A 12,726-nucleotide genomic window follows, 5' to 3' on the forward strand; every position below is an offset into this window, starting at 1 on the left:
ACATTCCCAATGAGATCAAAATTCCCGATATGCGTACTGATACTGTTGATGATCATCAGCGCATGCAAACAACAGGAAATAGCTGTGCCCGAGCAGGTAAAAGATCTTTCGGGAGAATGGCGCATTGTCAAAGCTGTTCGAAATGGTGTCGACATTACTACACTGACCGACTTTACACAGTTCAGACTAAGCTTCAACAAAGAAAATCAATACAGCATCGAGCACCCACTACCTTTTGTAGTGAATAAAAACGGTAGCTATGCACTGGATGATCCGAAGTATCCCTTACGCATCACCTTCTCACAAACAGGTACAGATGCGCCGGTCAGCAGCAGCTTTGCGTATCCGGTAGTAGCTGGCAAGCGTAACCTGGTATTTACATTCAGTCCGGGGTGTACTTCCAACACATACCTGTATACATTAGAAAAAGTAGCACCCTAATCCAATCCAATACAGCACGATATGAAAAGATACTTATGGGGCATCATCGGCCTGTTTTTGTTACTACTGGCAGGTTGCGTATTCCTTGAAGGAGTGGATCAACCAACCAATCCAAAACCAGGCGAAGACATGACGATCGTCATGCATACCCGCATCGACGTAGCAGACGGTGGCCGTTCAGGTACAAGGCTGATCATCGGCTTCCTGGCGCCAAAGGACTGGCAGGCTACAGCAAATACATCCATCACATTTACTACAACAACATACGGTAACGGTAAAATGGTACCCGTGCCTTCCAGTGTAATAGCGACAAATGGTGAGAACTGGCCCGCTGCACTGAAAACCCGTTTTGGTATGGGTGGCAACTTCATGGCCGACAACCTTGAATGGGTGGTGTTCTGGACAGAGCAGGACTATAACGTACCACAGGGCGTAAAAGAGAACATTGACATCACCATCGTAACGAAACCTGGCCCGGACAATGTACAGTTTAAAACCGGTTACTTCCTGGGTACCAGCTCCGAAGGACTGAGCGACGTATTTGGTTCTAACAATGTTTACAAGTGCCAGTTCAAAGACTGCTTCACGGTTTCAAACGGTGAGGGCGATCTGATCGACTTCTGTAATCCGCAGATAGCAGCGGTAACGCCGGGAGTGGCGACAGACAATGATCTGCTCACCGTCTCTTTCGATCCAGACGTAGTACAGACTGCCCTCAGTGGAGCAGAAAATATCTACCTCTGTGCAAGAGGATATACACCTGGCGGAAAAGTATATGAAGCCTGTATACAAACAGATCAGTCTAAACTGAAGCCATATACCGGTAAGAAATCCGCTATCACTTTCTGGCCACGCGGTTACTTCAACATGCAGGAAGGAGAGGAGCTGGAGAAGATCGAATACTTCTTTACAGATGCTACAGGCACAGTACAGGTAGGCTATAGCAATACTGCCAACCCATTTGTATACACGTTCAAATGCCAATAACCGTCCCATAAAATTTATACAATGGTGCATAGCAACATCAAACGATATATATCTTTACTCACCTGCCTCGTGATCCTTGCCTGTATGAAAGTGCAGGCCCAGCAACAGGTGGTATCAGGCCGGCTACTGGACCCCTATGGTCAGCCGCTGGCAAAAGCAACTGTTTTTATTAAGGGTAGGGGCGATAGTACCACCACCGATGCCACAGGTAACTTCAGTATTCAGGCAGGCGCTAACAATACACTCGTAATAAAGTATCCCGGATATCATACCATAGAACAAAAGGTACAGGGCACTACCATGTTACTGAGAATGGAAGATTCATTCATTCCTTCACCGAAGTCAGTTCCTGTCTTATACGGTGATGCATCCCGTAACAGCATCGTAGGGTCTGTCGCAACCGTATATACAAACCAGTTGTCCACTACACCGGCTACATTATATGCCTATGCATTGCCGGGACGTATTGCCGGTCTATACTCTCAACAGAATAGCGGCTTCCGTAGTCCGGGTACTGGCAACAACTTCGACGTTGACATATTCGTTGGTAACATACCAAGACCCGGAGCACTGGAACCGAACGATAACACCGAAATAGGCTTATGGCTGCGTGGTCAGGTCCCTGTTACAATTGTAGACGGTATACAACGTGATGTGTTCTCCATCGACCCGGAGAACATAGAATCCATTTCTGTGCTGAAGGATGGATTATCTACTATCTTACTCGGCCAGCGCAGTTCACGCGGTGTGTTACTGGTAACTACCAAACGCGCACGTGCAGGTAAACCTCGTGTATCCTTCACAGCACAAACCGCCATACAGCAATCGTTACGTATGCCGAAGCCATTGCCTGCATGGCAGTACGCCTATCTGCTGAACGAAGCCCTGCAGAACGATGGCAAACAACCATTATACAAAGAATCCGACATCGTCGCCTTCCGTGATCACACAAGCCCTTATACACATCCTGACGTCAACTGGTATGACGAGATCCTACGAAGCAATGCACCGATGTCACGATATAACCTGAACGTGAACGGTGGTGGAGACGTAGCCCGTTACTCCGTATCACTGAACTACACTGGTCAACAAGGCTTATTCAGAACCAATTCAGATAACAGTTATAACACGAATGCCGGTCTGAAACGATACCTGATCAACACTGATGTGAACATCGACGTAACACATAACCTGAATGTAGGCATGCAGCTCTTCGGTCGCCTGCAGGAAGGAAATCAGCCAGGTGCCGGTGCAGGTAAAGTACTGTCAGATCTTTTGGGAACATCCAATGTCGCTTACCCTGTGCATAATCTCAATGGCAGCTGGGGCGGTACCGGTAACCTGACCACCAACCTGTTATCATCAACGCTCAACAGCGGTTACATCCAGGACAACAGCAAGGACGTAATGGCGAATGTGGACCTCCGTTATGATCTGGGCAGCTTACTGCCGGGTCTCTCTATCAAAGGGAAAGGCAACCTGTCCATACAATCAGCTAACGCTATTAACCGTAGCAAACAGGACCTGGTATACAGAATGAACGTCACACAAGACGATACAACATACGCCAGATACGGTTCAGCAGTTACCCAGCGTAACGATTTCATTTCTGTATTTAACGCGCAGTATTTCTTCGGTCAGTTGGCATTGAACTACGACCGGCAGTTCGGCGCACATGGCCTTAGTGTGATCGCGCTGGCTGACAGAAGGCAGACCATCTTCAACTACGACCTTCCTGGTAAGGCAACGAACATATCAGGTAAGGTAACATACAACTATGCAAACAGATATTTCCTGGAAGGAGCGATCAACAGAAGCGGCTACAACCGCTATATGCCTGGTAAGCAGTACGGTACCTTCTATGCTGGTGGTATTGGATGGGACATTGCACAGGAAAGCTTCATCAGGAACAACGTAACATGGTTAAATCAGTTGAAGCTGAGAGGTGCCTATGCACATACAGGCAACGGCATCGATAACTCAGGCTATTACATCTGGCGACAAGACTTCAGTGAGAACAACGGCATTGGTGGAGGTATCTACGAACAGGGTACTGCGCGTTCACCTGCATCTGGTTTCCAGGAAAACGGACTGGCCAATGTGAACATCTCCTGGGAAAGCGCCCGTAAGATTGATATCGGTATAGACATCTCAATGTTCAACAACCAGCTCCAGCTGACCGGCGATTACTACAATGACCGTTACTCCGACTTACTTCAGATAAGGGGTAAAAGCATCCAGTTATCAGGTTCAGCCTATCCTCCTGAGAACATTGGTGTAAACCGCTACACTGGCGGAGAGCTGACACTGACCTATCAGCACCAGGTAAATAATTTCCATTACTTCATCAGTGCCAACGGTAGCATCGAACAGAGTAAAGTACTGTACATGGATGAACAGCGCCGGGAATACGACTGGAACAAAAGAACAGGAAGGCCGGTAGGTATGCCCTTCGGATATATTGCAGACGGTTTCTTGCAGTCCGCTGAAGAAGCGGCAGGTAATGCTACCATTGCAGGATATAAACCACTCCCCGGAGATATAAAATATAAAGACCTGAATAACGATGGAGTTATCAACCAGTTTGACGAATCGCCCATCGGTACATTCAAGCCACGTATTTACTATGGAGCGAACATGGGTATTTCCTGGAAGGGAATAGAGATAAGCGCACTCTTACAGGGTGTTACCAACAGAAAAAACTATGTAGCCAACTTCGCTACAGAGATGGGCTTCCAGTTCCAGAACTTCACCTACGGTCAGGCTTACGAACAGATCACTGGTCGCTGGACGCCTGAAACAGCTACTACCGCAACCTATCCACGTCTCACTGCTGATGCCAATTACAATTACAATAAAGCCAGTTCTACTTTCTGGATGCGCAACGGTAATTACTTCCGGTTGAAGAACGTAAACATCGCCTACAACCTGCCGTACGAATGGGTAAGAAGAGCGAAACTAGGTGGCGTGAAAGTATTCGCAAACGGATTAAACCTCTTTACACATGCGGCCTACGACTTTGTAGATCCTGAAGTAGGAGTAGGTGCATATCCTATCCAGCGGGTGTTGAATACAGGTGTTAACATAAAGTTTTAAACAGAGTATCATGAAGCAATTCCGCGTTATATATCTCTTAGCAGGCTTCCTTTTGGTCCTGGTGGCCTGTAGTAAGGATTATGAAAAGATCCCGCTTGAAAAAGTGACGATCGAATATGTATTTGACAAGGATGATTCACTTGGCACATACGCAAACAAATTCCTCAACAGTATCTATTCAAAATTGCCTGGGGGCTACAACCGTGTTGCCGGCGATCTGCTGGATGCCGCATCAGACGATGCTATATCAGGCTTCACAGGTACTACCGCCGTATCGCAACTGGCTACGGGAGCTTTTACCCCTTATGCCCTTATCAATGAAGAAACGCCCTGGGGCAGCGCTTATGCCGCTATCAGGGCAGCAAGCATTTTTGTCTCTAACATCAATATATCGCCGGTAAAGGAAACATTGCCCAACGGTTATTCAATACGTTACGCCTGGAAGGCAGAAGCGCGGTTCATCAGGGCCTTGTTTTACTTCGAACTACTAAAACGTTATGGTGGCATTCCTCTGATGGGTGATACTGTAAGAGCGCTTGGCGATGATGTACAGGTACCACGCAGTTCCTTTGCTGATTGTGTGAAGTACATCGTTAATGAATGTGATGCAATAAAGGATAGTCTGCGTCCTAATCCGATTGCGGCGCCCGAGTTGAACAGTCATCGCGCAACCAGAGGGGCGGCACTGGCATTAAAGGCACGCGTATTATTATACGCAGCCAGTCCTTTATTCAACGGACAAAACATTGATGAAAGCAATACGCTCACAGGATATGCCAACTATGACAAAGAACGTTGGAAACTCGCGGCAGATGCAGCCCGTACGCTCATAGAAGAAAGATCATTCGCATTACTGCCGAACTTTAAAAACATATTCATCACACAGAACAACAGTGAGATTATTTTCTTCCGGCAGAACGGTAACAGTGATGAAATTGAAAACACGAATGGCCCCGTTGGATTTGCAAAAGTGGCCCGTGGCCGTACGAATCCGACACAGGAGCTGGTAGATGCTTTCCCGACTGATGCCGGCCTATCCATTACCGACCCCGCTTCCGGTTACAATCCTATCGATCCCTATACACATCGCGACCCCCGCCTGACCATGAGCATACTCTATAATGGTGCCCGCTGGCTGAACACCGAAATTCAAACGTTCGAAGGCGGGCAGCACAGGCCTGGTGGTGCAGATCCTGGAACTAAAACCGGCTATTACATGCGCAAGTTCATGGGCAACTTTGAGAACGCTACCCAATACAGCAGCGTTCCTCACGACTGGATCTACCTGCGCTACACAGAAGTGCTGCTCAATTTTGCAGAAGCAGAAAATGAATATAACGGACCGACAGGGGAGGTGTACCAGGTATTGAAAGACCTGCGCGCCCGTGCAGGTATAACTGCGGGCGATAACGGCATGTACGGTCTGAAGGAAGGCCTTTCACCGGATGAAATGCGTGAAGTGATCCGCAATGAAAGAAGAATAGAACTGGCCTTCGAAGAACACCGTTTCTGGGACATCCGTCGCTGGAAGATCGCAGAGCAGGTATATAACAGAGGCTTGCATGGCATGAGCATCATTAAGAACGGACCTGATCTCACCTACGATGTGGTGGAAGTGTTTAAGCCTGTCTTTACTGCCCCGAGGATGTACTTATATCCTATTCCATATGACGAGGTGGTAAAGAACGATAACATGCGCCAGAACCCTGGATGGTAAGTTTTATTCCTGTATGAAATCAACTGATTAAAATGAAATATATTCTGATGTTCTTGCTGTCAGCCATGTTCCTGCCATTGATGGCACAGCAGAAAAGCATAACAGGTACGGTGAAGGACCTGAACGGCGTACTCCCCGGAGCGGCTGTTTCGGAGAAGGGCGTACCTACTAACGGTGTGATCACCGATGCAGACGGCAGGTTTAAGCTCACACTGAAAGGACGCTCTAACGTGGTGAACGTAAAACTGATGGGCTTCACCGGACAGGAGATCAACATCGCTGGTCAGTCATCTATCGATGTAGTCCTGCAGCCTTCTACACAGGGTCTTGATGAAGTAGTGGTCGTCGGCTTTAACCAGGTTAAACGTATCACGAATACGGGTGCCGTAAGCGGTATTACCGGATCGGAGATCAGGAACGTACCTACCGCGAACGTACAGAACACCCTGATGGGTAAACTGCCCGGTTTTGTATCGCAGCAGCGTTCTGGTCAGCCGGGAAGGGATGCTTCGGATTTCTTTATCCGTGGCGTCAGCTCGCTGAACAGCGAAGGTAACAAGCCGCTGATCATTGTGGATGATATTGAATACTCCTACGACCAGCTACAGCAGATCAACGTTAACGAGATTGAGAGCATTTCTATCCTGAAGGATGCTTCTACGACTGCTATATACGGTATCAAAGGTGCAAATGGTGTACTGGTAGTGGCAACCCGTCGCGGTAAAAGCGGCAGACCACAGGTGAACGTACGTGCCGAATCTGGCCTTCAGGCGCCCGTAAAAACGCCTAGACTGCTGGATGCCTACCAAACTGCCACATTGGTAAATGAAGCCTATAAAAACGACGGAATAACGCCTTTATTTACGGCGGATGATCTGGAGTTGTTCCGGAATGGTAAAGACCCTTACGGGCATCCAAACATTAATTGGTATGAAACGGTATTTAAAAAATTCGCTCAACAAGCTAATACGAACATCGACATATCAGGCGGTACGGAAGCTGTGAAGTATTTCATCTCCGGAGGATTTCTTACTCAGAACGGTCTCGTAAAAGACTTTTCCGATCCCCGCAACGAAGTGAATACAAACTATTTCTTCCGCCGTTATAACTTCCGGTCCAACCTCGATATGCGGGCAAACAAAACGCTGACCCTCCGTCTCGATCTCACGGCCCGTTTCGGTGATATCAACGAACCTCACGATGCGAACGTCGTATCTGAAGTATATAACTTTGAAAAGATACACCCATACTCAGCGCCACTGATGAACCCTGACGGCAGCTACGCCTTCGCCGCAGATACCAAAGACAAGCTGCCTACGATCAATGCTCGTTTGGCTAACGGTGGTTATACCCGTAGCAAACGGACAGACTTCAACGCATTGTTCGGCGCTACGCAGCAGCTGGATATGCTTGCAAAAGGGCTCTCATTCACAGCGCGAGTAGCTTACGCAGGCATCGAGCAATATTCGAGGAACCTGTTCCGTCCCGAGGAGCCGCCATCCTATCACTATAATCCTGCGGATGGTTCTTATACCCTGGACCCACGTGGTAACTACCGTTTACAGGCATACCGTGTAACTGGCAACACTGATCTATACAGCCGGAACATCAACAGCCAGGCTTTCCTCAGTTATGATCACACCTTTGGAGCACACGCCTTCAACGGATTAGTATTATACAACAGGCAGAGCTATGCTTTTAAATCTGACATCCCTAATAACTTCCGCGGCCTTTCATTCAAGGCAGGTTATAACTACAAACAAAAGTACCTCCTGGATTTCAACGGTGCTTACAATGGCTCCGACCGTTTCCAGGCTAAGAAAAGGAATGGCTTTTTCCCGGCAGTGGGAGTGGGTTGGAACATCTCCCAGGAACCTTTCTTCGCCAGTCGCAAGCGTTCCATCAGCTTATTAAAGATCCGTGGCTCTTACGGTATCGTAGGATCTGACGTTACATCAGGTAACCGTTATCTCTATCGCCAGGAGTATTTCTATGGCGGCAACTATTCCTTCGGAGAGAACGAAACGCAACAATCATCTATCTATGAAGGGGAGCTTGGTAACATGGACGTATCCTGGGAGAAAGCCCGTAAAGCGGATGTCGGTATTGACATGAACCTCTTCAAAGATAAGTTGTCTATCACTGTAGATTATTTCCATGATATTCGCTACGACCAGTTAGTACGCAAAGGTTCCGTACCAACGATGATAGGTATCGGTTACAGCCCGACCAACGTCGCCAAGACGAGCAACAAAGGTTTCGACGGCCAGATCAACTATCGCGGTAACATCCAGCGTGTAAACTTCAACACAAGTCTCGTATTCCAATACTTCAAGAACAAAGTCCTCTTCAGGGATGAAGCGCAGCCAGCTTATCCCTGGCTCCGTGAAACAGGCCTGCCAATTGACCAGCCTTTCGGATACACCTTCATCGGTTATTACACACCTGAAGACGTCCGGAAAATCCAGGACAATACCCACGACAAGCCAGCAGTTCCTCTCAGCGAGTATCCTATCCAGGCCGGTGATCTCAAATATAGGGACATCAACGGCGATGGTGTGATCGACAACAACGACCGTGGCCCTATTGGCCGTCCTAATCTCGCCAATACAGTACTCGGCCTCACGTTGGGAGCTAACTATAAAGGCTTTAGTATTAATGTCCTGTTCCAGGGTTCTTTCGGCTACAGCTTCAGTGTGGTAGGCACGGGCATCGAAACTTTCCAGAGCCAGTTCCAGCCTATACACCAGGAAAGGTGGACGCCTGAGAATGCGGACAACGCACAATTCCCACGTCTTACCAGCAACCCGACTACCGTCAATAGCGCCCGTACTTATATGTCCGACTTCTGGTTGATAGACGCCCGTTACGTTCGTCTCAAAACGATAGATCTGGGTTATCAGTTGCCTAGTCGCTGGTTAGGACAGAGACTTAACAATGCTCGTATCTACTTAAGTGCGTATAATCTCTTAACCTGGACGAACTATGATAAGTATCAACAGGACCCGGAAGTGTCAAGCAACTCAGCAGGGGATGCTTATATTAATCAGCGTGTAGTGAATTTGGGTATTCAGATCGGGTTGAAATAGTTGATTATACCACCTGGATCTGACTCAATTGTTGAAATTTATTGTCTTCCCTGTTTCTGTATTGTACAGTGACAGGGAAGATAAAAGAAGCCATTCGTAAACAGTGAAGACGTTTTTATGTAAGCAACAATTCCTTTATTGTTCGATTGCCCGGCAAATTTTTCGCTACCACGATGACTTTACCGCCTGCAGGCAGCGCAGTGGCTTTATAATACCAATCTACTCCATTCCGGCCCAAAAATGCCCGTCCGCTTTCTGTAATAATACCCTCAGTGTCTACTATCTTTACCTCCACTTCTGCTACCCGGAACTCATTTTGGGCAGTCACTACCACTTCCTCTTTTTCTAACCTGATATTTTGAACTTCAGGACTGCGGTAAGCATCCTTCACCGCTATATTATAGGCGTTTTGTCCCGGTCCTGCCAGCGACTGATAATAAGCCTTGATCTGTGGATCTTCCAGCATTATCTGCGCACGCATTGAAGCGACGGTCATCTTATGCCTTGCCTCCAGCTGCTTTTGTGTAGGCTTTTTCTTTGAAGGGCCGCGTTTCTTCGCCATAATGATCTGCCCATTCCTTTCGTAGATGGTGATTTGCTTGCCGAGGGTTCCCCGTACAAGTTGCATGAGGATATTGTCTTTAACAATGGCCATAAAAAGGTCGTTTTGAGGTTATAATTACAAGGTTACTATATCTGTTTTCTAAGGTACGTAAAAGCTTACTAAAATGTCATTAAAAGATCACTAAAAGGTCACTTCAATATCGATTCGATATATAAATGACCTTTAAATACCCTTTTGGTGACATTGTAGTAAGCTTATATTAAGCCGATAGAAAGCCTATCTGAACACTGTAGAAGGATTAACGATACTGAAGGTGTCTGAACCAATAATATGTAAAAACCAGGGCCGGTCTGAAAGCCTCATTGACTTCCGGACCGGCCCCTAAACTAACTTTAAGCTATATTCAGAGCCGTTTACTGCCCGATTTATAAATATTTCCCCACAGATCTTATCTGCTATTTATTTTTTTCCTATCGGAAGAATATCCGGTTATATTTCACCCCCTTTATCTGTATTCAGCGTTTTCTCATTTTCAGATAACTTTCCGACCCGCCTACTTCTTCTTATTCCTCGGATCATCCCCCGGGTCTATATAGTTTAATCCCAATGGCCCATACCCAGTAACCTGGGTTGTATAATCACCGGATTTAGCCCAGTGGAAATGAGGAGTATTACCCGGAAGGACAAAAACACTTCCCGGAGGGTATGCCTTTAATTTTGTAGTATCAAATTCACTACCTATGCCAATGTAGAATACCCCTGATATCACAGTATAAACACGATTCTCAGGGTGCGTATGTGGCATAAGCACCGTGCCTGCGGGAACATGCACCCTCGCCATATAAGGCCCGGCTTTTTTAGGATCACCCACCAATACAGCAATTTGTGCGCCTGGAGGGAACGCCGGGAATGACGACCATTTGATGTTCTCCTGGTATATTTCACCTAACTTATCATTCGCCAAGCCCTGGGCTTTTACTTTGGTTGCTGGTAGAAAAGCAACGAAGCATATTACAAGCAACAGGTAGTTTGTTTTTTTCATGATGATATTTTTTCTTACCCAGCCAATATTGCTTTCTGGGTCATGATTTCAATTTTTGACTTGCTATGTATCGAACACACAACAAATTTCCGCACCATTTTGCAGATGGGTGCGTGACCTACATCACATTCCATTTTGCTCGTATCCATTTACCAGTCATTCCGGATATCTGCAAAAGGGTTACAAAAATTGAAACAGAAAAATAATTATGGGCAGAGCTAAATAATGACATGCATGCTATGGTAGTTTACCTGAAATTTATCAGGTACATAGATCATGAGGGACAGGCAAGAAAAATATAAGTGCTGCTTTTACAGATGGATCACCTTCGACTCCTTTTCCATATCTTTCCACGTATCACCCCAGAAACTGGTGGCGGTTCTGCGCATGGAAGCATGCACGGACTGGCGGGGATCGGACAGGTCGACCTCCTTCAGGGTTAGCCCTTGCAGGTACATGGAAACATCGGGCCAGATATTTCCATTTGCCGCCTCTAATTTCTTCATATCGGCTAACAGGGATTTCAGAACGACATTATCATAAGAGTTGGAACTGGCGGCAGACGACTTTTTCTGGGATCGGAAGGCAGCTTCTCCGTCCTGTAGCATCAGGGAGACATCGGTAAAATAAGCAACCATCTGCGCGCGTTCATGTTCTTTATAAGAAACGCCAGCCCGCTTACTTTCCGGATAATCCTCATCTATCGTTACCAGACGCTCTGCTTTTGCATCAAGGTCTTTAACCTTCTGCCCGATATCGTCTTGCGCCGCTTTGGGGTCCATCGGTAAATAGGTGTCGTTAAAGGCGTCTATAATACCTAATAATTGCAATGCGGCTGCATGGAATTCTTCATACACCTGCTGAATGGCCCGCACAAAAGCGAGGTCTTGGGGCCGCTGACTTTCAGGATATTCTTCCCAGTCAGAACCAATGAAACGGCTCTGATCAGCATGATGCCCCACCCGTATGCTCTTTTCCGTCCCGATGGCCCTAACGGTTTTATTGGTCAGTTTAAAATATTCCTTTGAGACAGATTCTGTAATGGCCCCGGTCTGACATCCCATCAGCACAATGCTTCCGTTCCAGTCCTCTGGTTTTGGAACTTTATTTGCGAAATCCGCCAGTGCTGATGGTTTATACCATCCTTGTCCGCTTACTCCGAAATACCCGGTGCCGTGCCCTTCAAAAATAATGTCCTCACTCGCACCAATAGGGGCCAGACTACCCAGGTTGTTGGGGTTTTCGGCAACTTGTGCGCCTGCATTGGCAACAGGCACTTCCCGTAGCTTGTCCATCAGCGGTGCATCATCCTGGGTCAACTTGATCCGCACCCGCTGCACCGGTGCTCCTGTATCTGCAGTTGATACAGACACAGGTTGTAAACGGAAGGCCGCTTTTTCCTGTACCGGAAATGTTTGCCCCGTATCGGACTTCCGCAGCGTAAACGGCTGCGATACCTCTGTTAAAGGCGTCTGCTGTGTTGCCCGTTGCGTAGAGGGGAACTTTCTCTGCAAAGGTGCTGTCTGTTCCATCAGGTGGAGATTCGTTACTGCGGGGAGCGAAATACCAGCGCCATGACTATTTGCGGCGGGGCTGACAATTGAAGGAATAGGCGTGTTTGCTTTTTGGGTCAGTGGCATGGGATAATGTATGAGTTTACACTACCATAATTTACTGCATTTAATTCAGAAGTTAAAATATAACCCTCTCCTTTTGGGGAGAATAAATATCGCTCCGGGAACCTGTTATTTTTATGTATGAAAAGCAACAGCTCCCGTTCTTTAATACA

Annotated in this window: 8 protein-coding genes; 5 read left to right on the plus strand and 3 right to left on the minus strand. The window is 47.1% G+C overall.

Features of this window, described 5'->3' with window-relative positions:
• Positions 1-9 precede the first annotated feature (9 nt).
• The 5 genes from C7475_RS23060 to C7475_RS23080 are packed head-to-tail and all read left to right on the plus strand — an operon-like array spanning position 10 to position 9,330.
• Positions 10-441, plus strand: a complete 432-nt coding sequence (locus C7475_RS23060) for a DUF5004 domain-containing protein (protein ID WP_110055760.1) — start codon at positions 10-12, stop codon at positions 439-441.
• Between the two features lie 21 nt (positions 442-462).
• Complete coding sequence (locus C7475_RS23065; protein ID WP_110055761.1) at positions 463-1,428, plus strand: DUF4961 domain-containing protein; 966 nt, start codon at positions 463-465, stop codon at positions 1,426-1,428.
• Positions 1,429-1,449: 21 nt separating this feature from the next.
• Positions 1,450-4,524: a SusC/RagA family TonB-linked outer membrane protein gene (locus tag C7475_RS23070; protein ID WP_110055762.1), complete on the plus strand. Its 3,075-nt coding sequence runs from the start codon at positions 1,450-1,452 to the stop codon at positions 4,522-4,524.
• A gap of 10 nt (positions 4,525-4,534) precedes the next feature.
• Entirely contained in the window at positions 4,535-6,241 is a 1,707-nt protein-coding gene (locus tag C7475_RS23075; protein WP_110055763.1) for a RagB/SusD family nutrient uptake outer membrane protein, read from the plus strand.
• Between the two features lie 32 nt (positions 6,242-6,273).
• On the plus strand, positions 6,274-9,330 hold the full coding sequence (locus C7475_RS23080) for a TonB-dependent receptor (protein ID WP_110055764.1): 3,057 nt from the start codon (positions 6,274-6,276) through the stop codon (positions 9,328-9,330).
• A 115-nt stretch (positions 9,331-9,445) separates the two neighbouring features.
• Here the strand turns inward: C7475_RS23080 and C7475_RS23085 are convergent, their stop codons facing one another.
• From C7475_RS23085 to C7475_RS23095, 3 genes are all read right to left on the minus strand, one after another.
• Positions 9,446-9,985: a hypothetical protein gene (locus C7475_RS23085; protein WP_110055765.1), complete on the minus strand. Its 540-nt coding sequence runs from the start codon at positions 9,983-9,985 to the stop codon at positions 9,446-9,448.
• A gap of 463 nt (positions 9,986-10,448) precedes the next feature.
• Positions 10,449-10,937 (minus strand): cupin domain-containing protein, encoded by a 489-nt coding sequence (locus tag C7475_RS23090; RefSeq protein ID WP_110055766.1) that lies wholly within the window; start codon positions 10,935-10,937, stop codon positions 10,449-10,451.
• 311 nt (positions 10,938-11,248) lie between these two features.
• Positions 11,249-12,577 carry a hypothetical protein gene (locus C7475_RS23095; RefSeq protein WP_110055767.1) on the minus strand — a complete coding sequence of 443 codons (1,329 nt, stop codon included), beginning with the start codon at positions 12,575-12,577 and terminating at the stop codon, positions 11,249-11,251.
• Between the last annotated feature and the right edge of the window lie 149 nt (positions 12,578-12,726).

The organism is Chitinophaga sp. S165 (genome assembly GCF_003182155.1).
Lineage (GTDB): Bacteria > Bacteroidota > Bacteroidia > Chitinophagales > Chitinophagaceae > Chitinophaga.